At 61.8% G+C, this 20,215-nt stretch carries 13 protein-coding genes and 6 pseudogenes; 7 read left to right on the forward strand and 12 right to left on the reverse strand.

Translation table 11 applies throughout. The features are described from left to right. Positions 1-24: 24 nt before the first annotated feature. Positions 25-702, reverse strand: a complete 678-nt coding sequence (locus ACFHWW_RS17500) for a YoaK family protein (RefSeq protein ID WP_324765239.1) — start codon at positions 700-702, stop codon at positions 25-27. A 338-nt stretch (positions 703-1,040) separates the two neighbouring features. On the opposite strand from ACFHWW_RS17500, the pseudogene ACFHWW_RS17505 reads away from it, so the two are divergent. The 6 genes and pseudogenes from ACFHWW_RS17505 to ACFHWW_RS17530 form a co-directional block, all read left to right on the forward strand. Then, a pseudogene (locus ACFHWW_RS17505) lies at positions 1,041-1,178 on the forward strand (helix-turn-helix domain-containing protein); the annotation flags it as partial. A gap of 655 nt (positions 1,179-1,833) precedes the next feature. Further along, complete coding sequence (locus ACFHWW_RS17510) at positions 1,834-3,105, forward strand: amino acid ABC transporter substrate-binding protein (protein ID WP_379939592.1); 1,272 nt, start codon at positions 1,834-1,836, stop codon at positions 3,103-3,105. Positions 3,106-3,286: 181 nt separating this feature from the next. Beyond that, entirely contained in the window at positions 3,287-4,159 is an 873-nt protein-coding gene (locus tag ACFHWW_RS17515) for a branched-chain amino acid ABC transporter permease (RefSeq protein WP_379939594.1), read from the forward strand. A 13-nt stretch (positions 4,160-4,172) separates the two neighbouring features. Then, entirely contained in the window at positions 4,173-5,159 is a 987-nt protein-coding gene (locus ACFHWW_RS17520; RefSeq protein ID WP_379939596.1) for a branched-chain amino acid ABC transporter permease, read from the forward strand. A gap of 2 nt (positions 5,160-5,161) precedes the next feature. Next, positions 5,162-5,896 (forward strand): ABC transporter ATP-binding protein, encoded by a 735-nt coding sequence (locus ACFHWW_RS17525; RefSeq protein WP_379939851.1) that lies wholly within the window; start codon positions 5,162-5,164, stop codon positions 5,894-5,896. Continuing rightward, entirely contained in the window at positions 5,893-6,606 is a 714-nt protein-coding gene (locus ACFHWW_RS17530) for an ABC transporter ATP-binding protein (protein WP_379939598.1), read from the forward strand. The genes ACFHWW_RS17525 and ACFHWW_RS17530 overlap by 4 nt, the downstream gene beginning before the upstream one ends. Positions 6,607-6,937: 331 nt before the next feature. Here the strand turns inward: ACFHWW_RS17530 and ACFHWW_RS17535 are convergent, their stop codons facing one another. The 8 genes and pseudogenes from ACFHWW_RS17535 to ACFHWW_RS17570 all read right to left on the reverse strand — a co-directional run bounded on the left by ACFHWW_RS17535 (position 6,938) and on the right by ACFHWW_RS17570 (position 14,091). After that, on the reverse strand, positions 6,938-7,174 hold the full coding sequence (locus ACFHWW_RS17535; RefSeq protein WP_379939600.1) for a hypothetical protein: 237 nt from the start codon (positions 7,172-7,174) through the stop codon (positions 6,938-6,940). Between the two features lie 85 nt (positions 7,175-7,259). After that, positions 7,260-8,854, reverse strand: a pseudogene (locus ACFHWW_RS17540) (BCCT family transporter). Positions 8,855-8,910: 56 nt separating this feature from the next. After that, positions 8,911-9,010, reverse strand: a pseudogene (locus ACFHWW_RS17545) (D-glycerate dehydrogenase); the annotation flags it as partial. Positions 9,011-9,022: 12 nt separating this feature from the next. Continuing rightward, positions 9,023-9,922 (reverse strand): succinate--CoA ligase subunit alpha, encoded by a 900-nt coding sequence (gene sucD, locus ACFHWW_RS17550; protein ID WP_102763156.1) that lies wholly within the window; start codon positions 9,920-9,922, stop codon positions 9,023-9,025. Between the two features lie 11 nt (positions 9,923-9,933). After that, on the reverse strand, positions 9,934-11,118 hold the full coding sequence (locus ACFHWW_RS17555; protein ID WP_379939602.1) for a malate--CoA ligase subunit beta: 1,185 nt from the start codon (positions 11,116-11,118) through the stop codon (positions 9,934-9,936). An 11-nt stretch (positions 11,119-11,129) separates the two neighbouring features. Continuing rightward, complete coding sequence (locus ACFHWW_RS17560; protein WP_379939604.1) at positions 11,130-12,071, reverse strand: HpcH/HpaI aldolase/citrate lyase family protein; 942 nt, start codon at positions 12,069-12,071, stop codon at positions 11,130-11,132. 22 nt (positions 12,072-12,093) lie between these two features. Continuing rightward, a pseudogene (locus ACFHWW_RS17565) lies at positions 12,094-13,285 on the reverse strand (aminotransferase class V-fold PLP-dependent enzyme). Positions 13,286-13,462: 177 nt separating this feature from the next. Then, a pseudogene (locus tag ACFHWW_RS17570) lies at positions 13,463-14,091 on the reverse strand (LuxR C-terminal-related transcriptional regulator). A 362-nt stretch (positions 14,092-14,453) separates the two neighbouring features. Here ACFHWW_RS17570 and ACFHWW_RS17575 point away from each other — a divergent pair. Then, a pseudogene (locus ACFHWW_RS17575) lies at positions 14,454-15,044 on the forward strand (tyrosine-type recombinase/integrase). 164 nt (positions 15,045-15,208) lie between these two features. Here ACFHWW_RS17575 and ACFHWW_RS17580 read toward each other — a convergent pair. From ACFHWW_RS17580 to ACFHWW_RS17590, 3 genes are all read right to left on the reverse strand, one after another. Further along, complete coding sequence (locus ACFHWW_RS17580) at positions 15,209-15,742, reverse strand: TetR/AcrR family transcriptional regulator (RefSeq protein WP_379939606.1); 534 nt, start codon at positions 15,740-15,742, stop codon at positions 15,209-15,211. Positions 15,743-15,897: 155 nt separating this feature from the next. Further along, complete coding sequence (locus tag ACFHWW_RS17585; RefSeq protein WP_379939608.1) at positions 15,898-19,008, reverse strand: efflux RND transporter permease subunit; 3,111 nt, start codon at positions 19,006-19,008, stop codon at positions 15,898-15,900. Beyond that, on the reverse strand, positions 19,005-20,120 hold the full coding sequence (locus ACFHWW_RS17590) for an efflux RND transporter periplasmic adaptor subunit (protein WP_379939610.1): 1,116 nt from the start codon (positions 20,118-20,120) through the stop codon (positions 19,005-19,007). Before ACFHWW_RS17590 ends, ACFHWW_RS17585 begins: the two co-directional genes overlap by 4 nt. Between the last annotated feature and the right edge of the window lie 95 nt (positions 20,121-20,215).

Genomic DNA, 20,215 nt, shown 5'->3' on the forward strand with positions numbered 1-20,215 from the left:
AGGGACAGCACGGGCACATTCGCCTTAACGATTTTGGATGAACCTACTTTGCCAGCGGCGGGGTATCTGGAACGCTGCGGCAGTAAGCAACAGGGCAGCAAGCGACGGCACCCATAGAGCGAGATCCCCTGCTTCTCGCACCAGGACCGCGCCCATGATGGCTCCTGCAAACATGCCGAGCCACGGCACGATCTGAATGATCCACTGCGTGTTGCGGACGCCCATCGCCCACCGCCCGAGTCCACGGCCGAAGCGCGAGAGTGCCCCCGTGACGTACGTCAAACCAACCGGCAGACCTTCGATCTGCTCGACAGAGGCGTTGACCGCTCCCATGGCGAAAATGAGCAAAACGAAACGGAGTTCTGGTTGGCCTTCTTGCAACGCGGCGCATGCGAGGAGAACCGATACAAACAACAAGGCGGCTTGCGGTCTAAGCCGGATCGATACGATCACGCCCGCGGCGTTCCCGAATACGAAGCTGACCAGCCCTCCGATGAGAAGCAACCCTTGAGCGGCATCGCCTTGGACGAGGGCGACGGACGCACGAGTCGTGTTGCCGCTCATGAAGGACACGAAGTCTCCGATGGACATGAGTCCTATGGCGTCGGTCATGCCCGCCAGGAACGATATTGCAGCGACAAGCGCAAGACCAACAGAACTCCGCCGCCGTTTTATGATCCGCCTCCGCCGCTGCACCGTCATTGGTTTCTTCCCAAATTGAAACGCAGGAACGAAAGCAAACTGCGCCCTCTGTGGCAAGCACTCCAACTCCGCTGAAACCACTTCCCAGAGAATACGGAAGAGAGGTGCTTCTCAAGGCGTGGATTGCGCGACCGGCTATCGGCGCGCAACCTCACCAGGTCCCGCTTTATCATGACTCGGTGGCGAACGCGCGAGCATCGTTGCATTCAGGGAGTTGAGAACTCTTCGGCACGTGTGAAAAGGCAATCTACGGAATTCTTGGGGCGATGGGATTTGGTTTGGTGCCGGTTTCCGTCGGCAAAGGTTGCAACTGACCCTCTGCTCCCGCCTGTTCTATTAATGGCAACGACAGCATTCTGCAGGTGGCGATGGATAGCGGCTTCGGTTCGGCGAGCGCCTTCAACAAGGCTTTCCGGCAGATCGCCGGCATGCCGCTTTCGGATTTCCGGCGCGACGTTCGCGCCGCGGCTAGGTGAGCGTCACGAACGTCAGCATGCCTTGCCTGCGCCTCTCCTGTCCCGCAGTCGACTGTTTCCAGGCGTTGGTTGCCTTCCCTCCACAACCGGTATCGCCCTCATCCTTGGCGGTATAGCGCTTTCACAAAGGCAAGGGAAATGCGGGTCTCCGCGACGAGGAATTTCGGCGCATCGCAGCCGTCGCACCCCGCTTCTCGGCGGTCGCTCTCCCATCCATCGGAGACGTCCAGGTCTCCTTCGCCCAATAGCGGTCCCTCAGCAGAGGCAGGGGGCGCTCGAAGTCGGATCTCGGCCCCTGGGAGCTATCCCAAAGGCGTTTCGCCTTGGGGCATACGACGGGATTTGGCGCTTCCGCGGGGAGCATTGTCTCAGATTCGCAGGCGCGATCTCAGAAAAGAGAATGCCGAATTCTTGGTCAACTTGGTGCATGAGCGTAATATTACGCCAAGGTCAACGGAATGCGATTCGACGGCATTCGAAAGGGAGGACCAACATGGCTTCTGTCGCGCGGGTCGCCATAGGGGCGACCAGCACGAAGTGCTGGGATGCGCTGCAAATACGGATTTCCATAGAGCTGCAGTGAGCGTTTCCGGTAGATTTGTGTGGTGTGCGGACCTATCCTGCAACTTGAGGAACGAATGCAGGGAGGAACATCATGCCAAAGAAAGACGTAAGCTTTTCTCGACGCACATTTCTCGGCGGCAGCGCCCTGGCGCTTGCCAGCGGCACGATTGCCATGCCGTTCGTGCGGACCGCGCGCGCCCAGGCGCCGACTTTCAAGGCCGGCGTCATCACGTCTCTGTCGGGCGAGAATATTTCGGGCGGCAATTTGACCAAGAACGGATACGAGCTCTGGGCCGAGGCCGCCAACGAGAAGGGCGGTGTCGAGGTCGGCGGTGAGCGTTTCATGGTCGAGATGTTCTATGGCGACGACCAGAGCAATCCGGCCACCGGCGCCGACGCCGCCGAACGGCTGATCGTGCAGAACGAGGTCGATTTCCTGCTCGGCCCCTACACCAGTGGCTCGACAATCGCCGTTCAGCCGATCTGCCAGAAATACCAGGTTCCGATGATTTCGGGTTCGGCCGAGTCGCCCAATGTCTGGTTGGCAAAGCCGGAATTCAATTTCGGCATCATCCCTTCCGTCGACACGACCTCCGGCCGGTCGCTGGGCGTGCTGGTGGCGCTATCAAACCCGAAGGCGAAGACGATCGCGGTGATCGGGGTCAACGAACCCTTTTCGAAGGAGACCGGCGAAGGCTTCCAGCGCGGCGCCAAGGAAGCGGGTCTCGAAGTCGTCGCCTACGAGCTCGTTCCTGCTTCCGGCGATCTCACCCCCGTAATGTCCAAGATCGCCGCCCTCAACCCTGACATCGTCGCGGTGGGCGGGCATGAAGAGCCGCTAATAAATGTGATCAAGACGTCGAAATCGCTGAATTATCGGCCAAAAGCCCTAATCATGCATTACGGCGTGACCAATCCGGCCTTCGCCAAAGCGCTCGGCGCCGATGCGAACGGCACCTCCGGCGTCGCCGTATGGCTGCCTACGGTGCCCTACAAGGACGACCTGTTCGGCACCGCACAGGACTATGTCGCGCGGGCCCAGGCAAAGTTCGGCCATGAGCCCGACTACACGGAAGCCGCCTGCTCGGCCAGCGGCCTCGTCTTCGCCGATGCCGCCAAGCGACTGGGCAAGAAGCCTTCGCTCACCCCCGAGGACCGCGTCGCCCTCAAGGACGCCATCGCCGACACCGACATCACGACTTTCTACGGACCGATCAAGTTCGAGAAGGAAGGTGACCACTACCACGACAACATCCAGCCGGTGCCAGTCGTGATCCAGATCCAGGATGGAAAGACCGTCGCTGTCGGCCCGAAGGAAGCGGCCGCGGCCGAGTTCATCTACCCGTTGCCAGGCTGGAAATAATCGCGATTTGAGGCGGGCGGAGGCGCTATCCGCCGTCGCCCCCTCACATGCTATGCCAGCGGGCAGCATGATGACGGCCGGCTCTTCCAAAGGCCAGATTGGGCTTTATACTGCGGGCGTCAATTCGCACCCGCGCCAAAAGCATGTTGCCGACTTCTCGGACTGACGGACAGGTTTGCCATTGGATCTTTTTCTTCAAACCCTGCTCAACGGCCTGCTGATAGGCGGCGTCATCGCCACGTTTTCGATCGCCTTCCAACTGACCTTCGGCGTGCTCCATGTCATCGACTTTGCGGTCGGCGCGTGGGTCGTGCTCGGCGGCTACTTCGCCTACTACATGGCGGCCTTTCTCGGCATAGACGGGTTCCTCGCCATGCCGATGGCCTTCGTCCTGTTCGGCGCGATCGGGTATCTCATGGGACCGATGATCTACAATGTTCGAAACAGCCGCACGGCGCGTCCCGAACTGATGGCGCTCGCGCTGACCTTCGGCATCTTCACCTTGCTGCGCGGCGGAATGCTGACCGTCTGGGGTTTCAATACGCATAGCGTACCGACGGCGCTCAGCGGTCACAGCATCATGATCGGCCCGGTCACGGTGCCCCTGATCCGGGTGGCGGCGGCGGTGTTCGCGGTGCTCATCGCCGGCGGGCTGTTTTTCTTTCTCTTTCGCACGCGCTACGGGCTGGCGATCCGGGCGACGGCCGAAAACCGCCAGAACGCCGCCTTGATGGGGGTCAACATCCGGCGTCTCAGCGCCAATGTTTACGGGCTCTACGCGGGGATCACGGCGATATCGGGCGTTCTGATGGGAGCCATCTATTCGGTCAATCCGGAGATCGGCCTGCGCTATACGCTGTTCGCCTTCTTCGTCGCCGTGCTGGCAGGGCTGGGCTCGGTGGGCGGCGCGCTTGTGGCGGCCCTGCTTCTGGGCGTCATCGAAGCCTTTGTCGCGACTTATGGCGGATCCAGCTACTCGCATCTCGCGATCTTCGCAACGCTCTTCCTTGTCCTGCTGGTTTCCCCGCGCGGCATCCTCCGGCGCGGACTGTGAGATGGCCCAGACCATGAAAAAGCGTTGGGTCGGCCTGCTTCTCCTCGTCGTCATCCTCGTCGTGCTGGCGTTGCTGCCGGTGCTGGTGAACAATTACTGGCTGCGTATCGCCACCGGCGCGCTGATGTGGGCGGGGCTCGCCTGTTCCTGGAACATGCTAGGCGGCTATGCCGGCTACATCAATTTCGGCCATTCGGCCTTCTTCGGCATCGGCGCCTACGCAACCGCCATCCTGATGGGGGCGCATTTCCCTGTGCCGTTCCTCCCCACCATTCCCATCGGCATGATCGTCACAGCCCTGTTCGCGGTCGTCATCGGCGCACCGACATTGCGGCTGCGCGGCGCTTATTTCGCCATCGCCACCTGGGCCTTCGCCGAAGTGCTCATGCAGTTCGCCACCGTCGTCGATTTCACCGGCGGAACCGGCGGTATCGGCCTGCCTCCCTTCCTCAACGAGCGCTTCTTCTATTTCGCTATGTTCGCGGCCGCCGTCCTAACCTATTTCCTCACCTGGTTGCTGTTTGAGCGCTCCCGCTTCGGCTTGAAGGTCAAGGCCTTACGGGATCACGAACCGGCGGCCGAAGCCATGGGCATCAACACCTCGCTGGTCAAGTTGCAGACCTTCGTGCTCAGCGCCGTCGTCGCCTCCGTCTTCGGCAGTATCTTCGCCTACTGGGTGACCTTCATCAATCCAAAGAGCGTGTTCGGCGGCGACATCACCGACCAGATGGTCGTCATGGTCTTGCTCGGCGGGCTCGGCAGCCTGTGGGGGCCGGCCGTCGGCGGCGTCGCGCTGTTCTTCGTCAACCGGCTTGTCTGGATGTACTATGGCGATACCGCGTTCTATATCACTATTCTCGGTGCCGCCATCATCCTGGTGGTGCTGTTCCTGCCCAACGGCATCGCCGGCCTGTTTGCGCGGCGAAGTGGGAAATCAGGCAGCGTGCTCGACACGGTGCTCGGACGCATTCTCGGCTCTCGCCAGGGAGGACGCTCGTGAGCATGACCGCGCAAGCGCCAAGCGACCAGCCCATCCTCTTCGTGCGCGACGTGCACAAGCATTTCGGCGGCATCCAGGCAGCCGCCGGCGTCGACCTGGAGGTCGGACGCGGTGAGATCGCCGGCCTCATCGGCCCCAACGGCTCGGGCAAATCGACCCTGTTCAACCTCGTGGCCGGCATGGAGACGCCCGATCGGGGGCAGATCCTGTTCGACGGCCATGAGATCGGCGGCAAAAAGGCCTATACGATCGCCCGCCTCGGCCTCGCGCGCACCTTTCAGATCCCGGCGTTGTTCGAGAACATGACGGTCATCGAGAACCTTCTGGCAGCGGCTGCCGAGGGTCATTGGGATGGCGCGCAACAGCGGGCGGACGAGACGCTGGAGCTGCTGCATCTCGAACAGGTCGCCAACAACCGCGCGTCCGACTTGTCCGGCGGCCAGCAGAAGCTGCTCGAATTCGGCCGCGTGACCATGCGCCAGGCGTCCCTCATCCTGCTCGACGAGGTGACGGCCGGCGTCCACCCCAACATCCGCAAGATCATCTTGGAAGCGATCGCCAGGCTGCGCGAGCAGGGAACAAGCTTCTTCGTCATCGAGCATGACATGGAAATGGTGCGCAATGTCTGCGATCGCATCATCGTCATGGATTCCGGGCGGGTGGTGACTAGCGGCGCATTCGAGGACGTCGTGCAAAATTCCGAAGTCATGCAGACCTATCTAGGGCGTCCGACATGAACACGTTGGTCGCAGACAGCGTCGTTGCGGGTTACGGCAAGCAGGAGATCGTCCATGGCGTCTCGCTCGTCGCGGAAGCCGGCAAGATCACCTGCATCTTCGGCCCCAATGGCTGCGGCAAGTCGACCTTGCTGAAAGCGATCGCCGGCGCGCTGCCGGTATGGGGCGGCGCAATCGGGCTTGGCGGCGAAACGATCAGCAATTTGCCGGTCCATGAAGTCGTGCGCCAGGGCCTGGTGCTGATGCCGCAGGGCGGCGGCGTGTTTCCACGGCTGACGGTGATAGAAAATCTGCGCATGGGCGGCTACGCCATTGCCGACCGGAAGCTCGTGGACAGGCGCATCGAGGCTCTGGTCGACCAATATCCATCGCTGGCGCGGCGGCGCAAGACCACGGCCGGAGCCCTTTCGGGCGGCGAACAGGCGATGCTGGCACTGGCGCGCGCGCTGGTGTCGGAACCGCGTTTCATCCTGCTCGACGAACCGTCCGCCGGCCTATCGCCGGCCATGGTGAGCGAGACGCTGGAGCGCATCAAGGTGCTGACCGCGCGCGGCATCGGAATTCTCATGGTCGAGCAGAACATTCGCGAAGCCATGCCGATTGCCGACCGGCTCTATATCCTGGCCGCCGGAGAAAAGCGCTTCGAAGGCACGCCCGGAGATGTCCGCAACGACCGACAGATCATGGACATCTATATGGGCGGTGCCTGATGCCGCTTGGCACTTTATAGGTACTGCAAACTGTGTCGTGAATTGTCACCGAGCCGCTGTCACAGTCTCGCGATAGCCTACCGGGGCTGTGGCCAGGCCCTGGTGGCGCACGCGAGTTCGACGCCGGCGCCCTACCGTGGCGGATGTCCAGGAAAGCCGAGCATGGCAAGCGAGCGCAGCGCTTCTCGAAGTAGCGGTCGCAACTAGCGCGGGCGCAAGTAGACGCGCCAAAATCTCACCGCAGCGCGGCAGTACCCGGTTGCAATTGGTCTTGCTCTGGCGGTCGCCCGTCCGGCAGCGGCACAGCCTCTGAAGTGGTAGACCTTCGACTTCACCGAGAAAAAGAGATAGCATTTCGACGGACGAGATCTCCATCACCTTCGAATTTCGCGGCACCGACCGGACGATCTTCGGCGCCATCGACGGCTTCGACGCCGATCTTCTCGCCCCAGGGCAAGTACAACATCATCGTCACGCCCGAAGGGCCGAAGGACAGTGCGACAATGCGCAGGAAGCAGCGCGTCTTCTTAAGCAACGGCCCGACAAAAAACTGGGCGGCGACAGGCACTGCCACAGGCGATCCTTTGGCGCAACAGTTGGAGTCCACAACTGCACGGCCGGTCTCGTGGGACCGGCCGTGCAGTTGCAAGATCTCAGATCGACACTGCGTCAGGCACACGCCCGGAAGCTTCGACCTTTTCCGCTTCCGCCGCAGCGGATACTGCCACCGGTCGACGCTCCCTTCTTTCTTCAAGCTCATCGAGAAGGGCATGCCATAGCGAAACGCAAAGCCCGACCATCACCAGCAGGAACGGTGCAGCCGCGATTATCGACGCGGTCTGGAGGCCCTGAAGCCCGCCCATGACGAGGAGTACCGCGGCCGAAGCACCGGCAAGCGCGCCCCAAAGGACGACAACGCCGGGCTTGGGGTCAAGTGCCCCGCGTGATGAAAGCATTCCCATCACGACCGCGCCTGCATCCGCGCCAGAGACGAAGAAGATCGCGACCAGAAAAATGGCGATCAACGATGTCAACCAGGCGAATGGATACTGCGCCAGAAGCGCAAAGAGCGAGACTGCCGCGCCCTGGTTGTTGACAGCATCGACGATGCCGCCGGCGCCGAAGAGTTCGGAATGGAGCGCAGTGCCACCCATGATCGTGAACCAGATGAAGGTGACGCCGCTCGGGATCAGCAGCACGCCGATGATGAATTCGCGGATCGTGCGACCGCGCGAGATGCGGGCGATGAACACGCCGACGAAGGGCGCCCAGGAGACCCACCAGGCCCAGTAGAAGATGGTCCAGCTGCCGAGCCACTTGCCGTCACTGAAGGCCGCCGTGCGGAACGACATGGTCACCAGGTCGCTCAAATAGAAGCCCAGCGACTCCGCGAAGGTGTTGAAGATGAAAATTGTCGGTCCGATGCACACCAGGAAGACCAACAGCACCATCGCGATGATCATGTTCATGTTGGAGAGGAACTGGATCCCCTTGCCCACGCCGGATACCGCCGAAAGAATGAACAGCACGGTCATGACGCCGATGATGGTCAGCGCGATGCCGTTGGAAACGCCCGTGCCCCAGAGGAAGTTCATGCCGCTGTTGATCTGCTGCGCGCCGAGGCCGAGCGAGGTAGCGGTTCCGAACAGTGTCGCGATTAGCGCAAGCACGTCGATTGCCTTGCCGATCGGCCCGCTTGCGGCCTCGCCGAGGATCGGCGTGAAGGCAGCGGAAATCAGGTTCGACTTTCCCTTGCGGAAGGTGAAATAGGCGATGGCGAGGCCAACCACCGCGTAGATGGCCCAGGGGTGAAGCGCCCAGTGGAAGTAGGAATACTTCATCGCGACGAGGGCCGATTCGAGACTCCTCGGGGCGGCCTGCCCATGCGGCGGGCTGTCGAAATGATAGATGGGTTCGGCAACGCCCAGAACATCAGGCCGATGCCCATGCCGACGCTGAACATCATGCAGATCCACGAGGCGGTACGGAATTCCGGCCGCTCGTCATCCTGTCCGAGCCGGATCTTGCCGAAGCGGCTCACGGCCAGGAAGAGTGCGAAGATCAGGAAGCCGGCCGAAGAAACGACGAAGCCCCAGCCGAAGCCGTCGATAATGCTGTTGAGAACCACCTTGGAGATAGAGGACAGGCTTTCAGGAAACACCGTCCCCCAGCCGACGAATCCGAGGATGATGAAGATGGCCGGCCAGAATACGGCCGGATCGATCCGACTAGGTCGTGATTGCTGCATTTTTTCCTCCTCCTAGTTATTCCCTCGGCGGACCGGTGCTACCGCGCGGCCCATCCTCATGCGACCCAATCCGGCGGATCGCGGCCGTCGAGGCGTGGTATTCTCGACCACCTTCATCCCCATCGCTGTCCGCGTCTGTTTTGTCGCGCTCCCGACGGGCTTTCCCAATCAGGCAGCCTTGCCCATGGCGGACAGCACGTCCGCCACCGTGTCGCCGAAGGACGACGGGGTCGGAACGATCGCGACACCCGCACTCTTCAGGATTTCGACCTTTTCCTGCGCCGATTCGCCGAAGGCGGAGATGATCGCGCCAGCATGGCCCATGCGGCGGCCCTTCGGCGCCGAAAGGCCTGCGATATAGGCGATCAGCGGCTTCTTCATGTGGTCGCGCGCCCATAGCGCGGCTTCAGCCTCCTGCGGGCCGCCGATCTCGCCGATCATCAAGACCGCATCGGTGTTTGGATCTTGCTCGAAGAGCTCCAGCATGTCCTTGAAGGACGAGCCGTTGACCGGGTCGCCGCCGATACCAACCGAGGTCGACACGCCGATGCCGAGTGCCTTCATTTGGCTTGCGGCCTCATAGCCGAGCGTGCCCGAGCGGCCGACGATGCCGATGCGGCCGGACAGATAGATCGATCCGGGCATAATCCCCATCAGCGCCTCGCCGGGCGTGATCATGCCGGCGCAATTCGGCCCGATCAGCGTCATGCGGTCCTCATAGCGGTAGCGCCGCATGTATCGCTTGACCCTGATCATGTCCTGGGACGGGATCCCGTCTGTGATGCAGACGCAGAGCCTGATGCCGGCGTCGGCCGCTTCCATGATCGAGTCGGCCGCAAAGGGCGGCGGTACGAAGACGATTGAGGCATCCGCGCCGGTTTCCTGCACAGCGCCCTTCACCGTGTTGAAGACCGGCATGCCGAGATGGGTCTGGCCACCCTTGCCCGGGGTGACGCCGCCGACCACGTTGGTGCCGTAGCGCTTCATATCTTCGGCGTGGAAGCTGCCGATCTTGCCGGTGAAGCCCTGGACGATGACGCGGGTATTCTTGTCGAGCAGAATGGACATGTCTGGCCTCCTCAAGCAGCCTTGCCGGCAGTGAACGAACGCCATGCGGCGACTGCCTTGTCGGCAGCTTCGGCCAGCGTTTCCGCGACGATGATGTTTTCGCCGGATTCGGCGAGGATGCGCCGGCCCTCTTCCATGTTGGTGCCGGAGAGGCGGACGACGAGTGGAACCGGCACGCCGACTTCGCGCAAAGCCTTGATCACGCCTTCGGCCACCCAGTCGCAGCGGTTGATGCCGGCGAAGATGTTGACGAGGACCGTCTCGACTTGTCTGTCGTGCAACACGGCACGGAAGGATTTCGCCACGCGATCGGGCGAGGCGCCGCCGCCGATGTCGAGAAAATTCGCGGGCTCACCGCCGGCGATCTTGATCATGTCCATGGTCGCCATCGCCAGGCCCGCACCGTTGATGATGCAGCCGATATTGCCGTCGAGACCGACATAGGAGAGCCCACGGTCGGACGCGTAGGTTTCGCGCGGATCCTCTTGGCTCTTGTCGCGCATCTCGGAGATATGCGGCCGGCGAAACAGCGCGTTCTCGTCGAAGCTCATTTTCGCGTCGAGCGCCACGAGGTCACCCCGACGGGTCACGACCAGCGGATTGATCTCCAGCATCGAGGCGTCATAGTCGACGAAGGCGCGATAGCAGCCGAGCAGGGTCTGCGTGGCGCGGCCGATCAGGGCATTGTCGATGCCGAGCCCGAATGCGATCTCGCGGGCCTGGAAGTCCTGCATGCCGACACCGGGATCGACGGTCGCGCGGATGATCGAGTCCGGCTCGGCCTCGGCGATCTCCTCGATCTCCATGCCGCCCGAAGACGAGGCGACGATCATGATGCGCTCGGATTTTCGGTCGAGCACGAAGCCGATATAGATCTCGCGTGCGATATCCATCGCCTCCTCGACATAGAGGCGGCTGACCAGTTTTCCCTGCGGGCCGGTCTGGTGCGTCACAAGCGTGCGGCCGAGCATGGAATCGGCGGCCTCGACGATCTCGTGGTCCGACGAGCAGAGCTTAACACCGCCCGCCTTGCCGCGCGCACCGGAGTGGACCTGCGCCTTCACCACCCATCGGTCACCGCCGATCTCCCTGGCACGATAAGCCGCCTGCTCGGGACTATAGGCAAGGCCGCCGCGCGGGATATGGATCTGGTAGCGGGCGAGAAGTTCCTTGGCCTGATATTCGTGAATGTCCATCTCTGTCTCCCTCAGCGGCTGGCGATGATTGCTTCGTGGGTGGCGAGCACGTTGCGGGCCATGCGCTCGGATGCCGCGTCGATCATTTTGCCCTCGAGCGATGCGGCACCCTTGCCTTGGCTCTCGGCGAGCTTCAGCGCCTCAATGATGCGGCGGGCGCGGTCGACCTCGTTTTCCGGTGGAGAGAAGATATCGTTGGCGAGTGCGATCTGGCTCGGATGGATCGCCCACTTGCCTTCGATGCCGAGGGCTGCGGCACGGCGCGCAGCCGCCTTGTAGCCGTCGGGATCGGAGAAATCTCCGAAGGGGCCATCGATGGCGCGCAAACCATAGGCTCGGCAGGCGACCGTCATGCGCGAAAGGCCGAAATGCCACTGGTCGCCGGGATAATCCGGGTTGAGCCCGCCGATATTGACCGTACGGGCCTTCAGGCTCGCGGCGTAGTCGGCGACACCGAAATGCAGCGCTTCGAGGCGTCCGCCGAAGGATGCGATGGATTCGACATTGGCCATGCCGAGCGCGGTCTCGATCAGCGCCTCGAGGCCGACGCGGGTCTTGTAGCCCTTGGCGATCTCGATCTGGTTGACCATGGCTTCGACCATGTAGAGGTCGGCGGGCACGCCGACCTTCGGCACCAGCAGGGTGTCGATCCGGTCCCCGGCCTGCTCCATCAGGTCGACGACGTCGCGGTACATGTAATGCGTGTCCAGCCCGTTGATGCGTACCGAAATGGTCTTCCCGCGGCCGCGCCAGTCGATCTCGTTCAGCGCCGCGATGATATTGGCGCGGGCCCGCTCCTTGTCCGGCGGCGCCACCGCATCCTCGATGTCGAGGAAGATGTAGTCGGCGTCGGTATTGACGGCCTTCCCGATCATTTCAGGGTTCGAGCCCGGTACTGCGAGTTCGCTGCGCTGCAGCCGCAGGCGGCGGAGATGGTTTATCGTGTGGCTCATGATTTCCTCTCCTTCCCGGTTTTCAGGCTGCCTTGGCTGACGACGCGGCGGCGGCAGAACGGAATTGGCTGATCGCCGCACCCACGCCCGCGCCCGCTTCGATCTTCACGCCGCAATCGAGCAGCGTCAGTTCGGCGGCGGAAAGCGCGCCCAGGACCATGACGTCGTTCAGCGAGCCGAGATGGCCAATGCGGAAGACCTTGCCGGCTACCTTGCTGAGCCCACTGCCAAGCGAGGTGTTGTAGGCTTGGTAGGCGTGGCGGATGACCTCAACCCCATCGATGCCCTCCGGCAGACGGATCGCCGAGACGGTGTCGGAATGCCACTTCGGTTCGGTCGCGCAGAGCTTGAGCCCCCAGGCGGAGACCGCGGCGCGGACGCCGTTGGCGAGGTGATGATGGCGGACGAAGATAGTCTCCAGGCCTTCTTCGAAAATCACGTCCAGCGCGGCCCTGAGGCCGCGCAGCAGCTGCGTCGGCGGCGTGTAGGGAAAGTAGCCGGTGTCGTTGGTCTTGATCATGTCCTCGAAGGAGAAGTAGCAGCGCATGTGGCGCGCGGTCTTGGCCGCCTCGAGCGCCTTCTGGCTGACAGACAGGAAGCCGAGGCCGGCGGGCATCATGAAGCCCTTCTGCGAACCGGAGACAGCACAGTCGACGCCCCATTCGTCCTGGCGGAAATCGATCGAGCCGATCGAGGAGACGCCATCGACGAAGAGCAGTGCCGGATGGCCGCAGGCGTCGAGCGCGGCGCGCACCGCGGCGACATCCGAGGTGACGCCGGTCGCGGTTTCGTTATGCGTTACGAAGACGGCCTTGATCCGGTGCGCCTTGTCGGCGGCGAGCCAACTCGGCGTAGAGCTCGACCGGCACGCCTGTTCCCCACTCCCGGTCGAGGCAATCGACCTCGAAACCGAGGCGTTCGGCCATGTCGACCCAGAGATGCGAGAACTGGCCGAAGCGGCTCATCAGTACCCTGTCGCCGGGGGAGAGCACATTGGTCATTGCCGCTTCCCAGGCGCCGGTGCCGGACGACGGATAGATGAAAACGCGACCGGTCTGGTTCTTGAAGACCTTCTTGATGTCGGCAAAGAGCGGCAGCGTGAGCTCCGGAAAGCGTGGAGAGCGCATGTCCTCCATCGGCAGGTTCATCGCCTGGCGAACCTGCTCGGGAATGTTGGTGGGGCCCGGAATGAAGAGATGATTGTAGCCTGACATCGTTCCTCCAATGGCTGCGTCCGCGGACGGCGTTTCCTCGGCACCAAAGCTGCCTTTCGGGGCATGCCCGCACAACACTCGCTCAGGCAGAAAAGAATGCCGGACGGGCAGCGCGAGCGCGCCCCTGACGGGTGGTCGCCTGGAGGAGATGGGTAGGGGAAGACTACCCGCAGGTAGTCACTCCTGATTGCGCCGGCGCTCCTTGGCGTAAAGGGCGACCGCCATGGCGCGATTGCGCACCTCGAGCTTGTCGTACAGATTTTTGAGGTGGTATTTCACGGTATTCTCGGAAATGCCTGTTCTGGCGGCGATTTGAATATTGGTCCAACCATTGGCCAGCATGCCGAGCAGCTCGCTTTCCCGAGAGGTGAGCTGTTGGAACGGCGTGTTCGAGATTTTCGAGAGCACCGTATAGGGAATGCAGATCCGACCCTGCATTACGGCGGTGAGCGTCGCGAACAGGATTTCAGGATCTTCGAACTGGTAGCAGAGACCGTTGACACCAAGCCGGATCGTCTCGTTGACGACCGAAGGATTGCTGGTGTCGGCGAAGAGAACGATCCGGGGGTCGAGCCCGAGCCGGCCGAGATCGGCGAGCACCTCGGGCGCCTCGGCATCGTCGAGCTGCCAACTGAGCAGCACGCAGTCCGTCTCGACTGAGGCAAGCTTCTCGCAAAGTTCGGCCGATGTCCGCGCCGTATCAACCATGGAAAACCTGGCATTTTCGGAAAAAGTCCACGAAGAGCGGCAATCACCAACGGGTTGCGCTCCGCGACCAAAACTCGGCCTCCACCGTCCTGCGACATGTGCCTCCCTGCGTCTTATGCCGTGACATGCGCCCATGAGCGATGGCATGGACACTACCATCAGACGTCGCGCACATTTCACCGTCGAGCGACGAAACGTGTCCTAAAACGCCTTCTTCCGAGGCTAATGTGCACAGGATTCCGCACATTCCGGCTTCGGAGTGGCCAGCAGAAGCACGAGTAGACATCGATCACGCGAGCACGCCGCGACCGGAAGCCAACCCGGTCACCCCACTGTGGCGCAACTTGCTCGTTCAAATGAGCAAGGAAAAGGGCCGCTATCCATCCGAATAGTCGCTTCTCGAAGTACTCTCAACCTGCTTGAAGGTTGAGCGCTGCGGGGGGCTCTTGGGAGAGAGGCTATGTCTAGCTGGAACTCTGGCCGCATTATCGGTCAGGAAGCCTCCATTGAAGCCAAAGGAGGTCTGGGCCGTTCGAACCCGCCTGCAGATGTCGGGTGCGGTACGCGACCTGGCACTGTTCAATCTCGCGATTGACAGCAAATTGCGAGCTTGTGATCTCGTCGCGATCTCCGTTGCCGATGTTGCAATTTCCGGAAGGGTTCGCGAGCGGGCAATCATCGTGCAACGAAAAGCAGGCCGACCAGTGCAGTTCGAACTGCCGACCAAACGTGGGATGCTGTCGGTGCCTGGATTGGACATGGCCGGCTCAGTGAAAGGGATTATCTGTTTCCCAGTGCACGCAAGCCGCATCTTTCGACGCGGCAGTATGGCCGTATCGTCGAGCGGGGGGTGTCGAGCATCGGGCTTGATCCGAAGCGTTTCGGCACGCATTCGATGAGGAGGACGAAAGCGGCTCATATATACAAGAAGACAGGGAACCTGCGCGCCGTCCAGCTCTTGCTCGGCCACAAAAAGCTGGAGAGCACCGTACAATACCTCGGGATAGAGGTCGACGACGCCTTAGCCATTTCTGAGCAAGTGGAACTGTAGCACTCAAGGGCGGCGCTTCGCTTCGAATCGCCGCTCGCTGGTCTGCTGAGGCGAAAGTTCGACCCTAAGCCGACTGTCGGATCCTGAGGCGGCTAGGTCCGCATCGGGCTGGTCAGCGGGCATGGTCGGACCTTCCGAGGGCCTTTAGGATGAACCGAATTTGCTCACGCGGGCCTGCTTCGGTATCTTCTCCGTGCCGAAGGTGGTGCTCGATCAGAACCGGATGGAAGAACGGCATGAATGCGGTCTTTACTGCGCGCGCCGCTTTCGGCGGGATCTTCGATCTCGAACTCGCCCGTTTCGATGCCCTCGCGGATGATTGTCTCGAAGATCGTCACCATCTGCTCAGCATGCGCCTTGGTGACCGGCCGGTTCTCCTGCATGGCCGCTACAATCAGGTCGTGCATGCGCTTGTCGTTGAGCAGTTTCGTCTTGTTGTGGTGGTGAACGGCGGTCAGCAGTTCCTCGAGTTTCACCGAGGGCGGCGCGCTCCTGCGTGCGATGGTAAGGGCGACCTCGGCGGTGCCGTTCAAGACTTGCCTGCAGATGGATTCCTTGATTGCATCCCTCGAGGGAAAGAAACGGTAGACGTTCGCCCGGCTCATGGCGAGTTCGGAGGCAATGTCGGCTACCGAAGTCTTATGATGGCCTATGCGGCGGAAGTGCTCCTCCGCCACCTCCAGGATGCGCGCCCGCATGCGCTCGGTATCTGCCCCCGGTCGGTTCGGATAATCTATAGATGTCCCCAGATTGGATGAACGAAACGTTCCGGCCGTGTCGCCTCTGCGAGCGGTAGAGTCGCGAGGCTGGCCCAGCTCGCGTTCGGGCAAGCCCATCGAGCCCGCGACAGACGCTACTCGGCAGCCATTGCTATTCGCAATTCCGGCTCCCCAGTCGGCTCCTCATGGATGTCATCTGCAGTCGGCCTGATCCTGAACCACGCCGCGTACAGTGCCGGAAGGAAGAGCAGGATCATCACCGTGCCGACTGCCGTGCCGCCGATCAGCGTATAGGCCATCGATCCCCAAAACACCGAATGGGTAAGCGGAATGAAGGCAAGGACGGCGGCAAGTGCGGTCAGGATAACCGGGCGTGTCCGCTGTACCGTCGCCTCGATAACGGCGTGATAGTCGTCGAGGCCCGCCTTTTGGTTCTCTTTGATCTGTTCGGTCAGAATCAAGGTGTTGCGCATCAGGATTCCCGCCAGTCCTATCAATCCGAGAATGGCATTGAAGCCGAAAGGCTGATTGAAGAGGAGCAACACCGGAACCACCCCGGCAAGACCGAGCGGCGCCGTCAACATGACCATGGTCATCGTTGAGAGGCTGCGAACCTGGAGGATGATGACGATCAACATGGCGGCAATCATGGCCGGGAAGATTTTGACCAGCGCGACATTGGCCTTGAGCGATTCCTCGATGTTTCCACCCATCTCGATGCGATATCCGACGGGGAGCGAGGCGATCAACGGCTGAAGTGCTTTCATGATCTGCTGTGAGACCTCCGGGGGCTGCGTCGCCTCGTTGATGTCCGCTCGGATCGTGATGACCGGCGTTCGATCGCGACGCTTCATGATCGGTTCCTCAAACCGGATTTCGGAATGGCCGATCTGATCGAGCGGAACCTGACGGCCGTCCCTGCTCATCAGCGAGAAGTCGGCGAGCCTCGCCGGATCGAGACGGCTCTGGCCAGCACTGCGTGCGACGACGGGCACGTTGCGGATGTTCTCGCGAACCTGCGTCACCGGAATGCCACTCAGCAGCAACTGCATCTGCTGGGCTGCCTCAGCCGGCGAAAGGCCAATCAGATTGAGCCGGTCCTGGTCGGGGACAAAGCGAAGCACGGGCGTACGATTGCCCCAGTCGCGGTTTGCCTGACGGACGTCCGGTACACCTTTCATGATTTCGAGGGCTTTCTCGGAGATCTGGTACAATTGCGCAGGATCCGGCCCCATGATGCGGAACTCGACCGGAAACGGCGTATACGGACCAAACACAAGCTGGGTGACACGGACGTAGGCTTCGGGAACCAGCCCGTCTGAAACGGCAGCCCGAAGGCGCAGCTTCAAAGCCTCGCGCGCGTGAGAGTCAGGGGTGAGCACAACGATCTTGCCGAAAGCCGGGTCCGGCAATTCCGGTGCCATCGCAAAGAAGAAGCGGGGAGCGCCCTGCCCGACATAGCTGGTGACGATCTTTGCCTTGGGCTGGTTTTGCAGCCAGCTTTCGACTTTCTCGACCGCGGCTGTCGTCGTCTCGATGCTCGTACCTTCGGGCATGCGAACTTCGACCAGCACCTCGGGACGATCTGACGTCGGGAAGAACTGCTGTTTCACCCCTCCCATTCCAACAACCGAAAGAGCCATGACGACGCCGACGACCGCGCACGTGACGAACTTGTGGCGCACGGCAAACTTGATGACCCCCCGCAGGCGCCGGTAATTCGGCGTGTCGTAGATAGCGTGGTGGCCGCCCTCGACTGGTTTGATCGCCGGCAGCATCTTGACGCCGAGGTAGGGCGTGAAGATCACCGCGACGATCCAGGAAACGATGAGCGCGAAGCCCACGACCCAGAAGATGTTGCCGGCGTATTCGCCGGCGGTTGATCTGGCGAAACCAACGGGCATTAGTCCGATGATGGTCACGAGTGTACCGGAGAGCATCGGCGCTGCCGTATGGCTCCAGGCATAGGCGGCCGCCTTGATGCGGTCCATGCCCTCTTCCATCTTCACCACCATCACCTCAATGGCGATGATGGCGTCGTCGACGAGAAGGCCGAGCGCCAGGATAAGAGCGCCGAGTGTGATGCGATCGAAGAACCGGCCGGTTTCCAGCATGATGAGGAAGACGACGGCAAGCGTCAGCGGAACGGCCAGTGCCACGACGATCCCGACACGCCAACCGAGGCTGAGCAGGCTCACGAGCAATACAACCCCGAGCGCCATCGCAAACTTCAGCATGAACTCGCCGACCGCGGCGTCGATGTTGACGGCCTGGTCGCTGACCTTGGCGAGCGTCATACCGAGCGGCAGCGTCTGTGCGATCGCGGCAGATCTTTCTTCGAGCGCCTTTCCGAGTTCCAGACCGTTCCAGCCCTGCTGCATCACCGCGCCCAACATGATGGCGGGCTCGCCTTCATGGCGGATGATGTAGGTCTCGGGGTCTTGATAGCCGCGCCGCACCTCCGCGAAATCAGAGAGTTTCAACGTGCGTCCGGCAGCGACGATCGGGGTGTCTGCAATTGCCTGCACACTATTGTAGGCGCCATCGAACCGGATAAAGACCTGCGGCCCGCGTGTATCAATCGAGCCTGCCGGCGTCACGGTGTTTTGCCTTTGCAAAGCCGCAGCGATGTCCTGTGCTGGAATGCCAAGGGTCGCGAGCTTGGCAAACGAGAACTCGACAAAGATCTGTTCCGGTCGCTCCCCCAAAATGTTGATCTTTTTGACGCCCGGAACGTGCAGAAGATCCTGGCGGATCACCTCTGCCTGCCGCACAAGCTCGCGCATGGGCATGCCCTTGGCCTTTAGCGCATAAAGCGCGAAGCTCACGTCCGAATATTCATCGTTTACGAAGGGGCCGACGACGCCAGAAGGCAGGTTGCGGGCTTCGTCCCCCAACTTCTTGCGCGCCTGATAGAACTCCTCTTCGACAGCCGTCGCCGGCGTGCTGTCTTTCAGCGTCACGGTCAGGTACGCGTAGCCCGGCCTTGTCGTCGTCTCGACGCGATCGTACCAGGTCAGTTCCTGGATGCGCTTTTCGAGCGGCTCCGCGACAAGATCCTGCATTTCCCGCGCCGTAGCGCCTGGCCATACGGTAGTGACCGTCAGGGTCTTGATGGTGAAAGAGGGATCCTCCGCGCGCCCAAGATTGATGAACGCGTAGACGCCGGCAGCGGCCAGCAGAACAATGAAGAACAAGGTGACGGCTCGCTCGCGAACCGCGAGCGCGGAAAGATTGAAGCTCATCGGTTGGACACCTCCGCCTTGAGCTCGGTCCTGACGGACGCGCCATCATTGAGGAGATGCGCCCCGAGGGCGACGACCTGCTCCCCCGACTCGATCCCGGTGACAAATGCTGTTTCTTCACCAAGCCGTTTGATCTGGATCGGAACAAAGCGCACCGTGGAAGAAGCTTGATCGACAACCCAAACCCCCGTCCGGCTGCCGTCATTCAACACGGCGCCGACCGGCACCGCGACCTCCGACTTCCCTTCGCCGTTTAGGATGCTGATCGTAACCGTCGCACCAAGCGGCGCCGAGGCGGCGTCGCCATCGAGCACGTAGCGCGCTTCGTATGTGCGGGTCTGAGGATCAGCGGCATCGGAAATCTGCCGCAGACGCGCTCTTCCGCGCCGTCCATCACTTCCATAGACACTTGCTTCGGCGTCCGATCCGATCGCGGGACGAACGGTTTCGGGTAGCGCGACCAGGGCCTCGCGCGGGCCTGCATGCGCGAGTTGGACTACCGTCTGTCCCGCCGCGATGACCTGTCCGGGTTCGCCGAGCGTCGCGACCACCGTTCCGTCCGCATCCGCCACAACAATCGAGTACGTCGCTTCATTCTCTGCCACTTTGGCTTCCGCTTCCGCGACGGCGAGTTGCGCCGCGGCGGTGTCGCGCGCCGCCTTGGCCTGCTCGTAACGCTGGGGAGTAGCAGCGACTCCGCCTTTGACAAGAGCGGCATAGCGCCTCTCGTCCGCGCTTGCCTGAACGAGGACCGCGCGGGCCGCCGCGACCGCATTGCGCTTGGCAGTCAGCGCAAGACGCAAATCGGTTTCGTCGATGCGCATCAGAGCTTGACCCGCCTTGACCTGCTGACCGACGTCGATCATTCGCTCAACGATCTTGCCAGGTACGCGAAAGCCAAGATTGCTCTGCACTCGGGCGGCGATCGTACCTGTAAAGGCCCGCTCGGCGCTTACCGGTCTGGTGGCTTCAGCCATTCTTACAAGCGGTGACGCGAGGCGGGGATCGGCGGCCTCCGCATGCCGTGCTGGCGTTTCGAAAACGAAGGCGAACGCCGCGCCCCCGGCGGCAGCCACAAGGCCGATCGATGTGAGAAGAAATTTGCGGTTCATGTCCGATGACCCTTGTTGGCGGGTGCCGCCTCTATTTGGATTGCGATCTAAATCTAAACGTGGTATAGATGTCAAGTGAAATCTAATTGCGAGGT

It is taken from the genome of Sinorhizobium sp. P24N7, assembly GCF_042436655.1.
In the GTDB taxonomy this organism is placed as follows: Bacteria; Pseudomonadota; Alphaproteobacteria; order Rhizobiales; family Rhizobiaceae; genus Sinorhizobium; species Sinorhizobium meliloti_A.

Coding starts and splice junctions, on each gene's coding strand:
- ACFHWW_RS17555 (WP_379939602.1), bottom strand. CDS start 11,118: ATGGACATTCACGAATATCAGGCCAAGGAACTTCTCGCCCGCTACCAG.
- ACFHWW_RS17520 (WP_379939596.1), top strand. CDS start 4,173: ATGAAAAAGCGTTGGGTCGGCCTGCTTCTCCTCGTCGTCATCCTCGTC.
- ACFHWW_RS17500 (WP_324765239.1), bottom strand. CDS start 702: ATGACGGTGCAGCGGCGGAGGCGGATCATAAAACGGCGGCGGAGTTCT.
- ACFHWW_RS17530 (WP_379939598.1), top strand. CDS start 5,893: ATGAACACGTTGGTCGCAGACAGCGTCGTTGCGGGTTACGGCAAGCAG.
- ACFHWW_RS17585 (WP_379939608.1), bottom strand. CDS start 19,008: ATGAGCTTCAATCTTTCCGCGCTCGCGGTTCGCGAGCGAGCCGTCACC.
- ACFHWW_RS17560 (WP_379939604.1), bottom strand. CDS start 12,071: ATGAGCCACACGATAAACCATCTCCGCCGCCTGCGGCTGCAGCGCAGC.
- ACFHWW_RS17525 (WP_379939851.1), top strand. CDS start 5,162: ATGACCGCGCAAGCGCCAAGCGACCAGCCCATCCTCTTCGTGCGCGAC.
- ACFHWW_RS17510 (WP_379939592.1), top strand. CDS start 1,834: ATGCCAAAGAAAGACGTAAGCTTTTCTCGACGCACATTTCTCGGCGGC.
- ACFHWW_RS17580 (WP_379939606.1), bottom strand. CDS start 15,742: ATGCGGGCGCGCATCCTGGAGGTGGCGGAGGAGCACTTCCGCCGCATA.
- sucD (WP_102763156.1), bottom strand. CDS start 9,922: ATGTCCATTCTGCTCGACAAGAATACCCGCGTCATCGTCCAGGGCTTC.
- ACFHWW_RS17590 (WP_379939610.1), bottom strand. CDS start 20,120: ATGAACCGCAAATTTCTTCTCACATCGATCGGCCTTGTGGCTGCCGCC.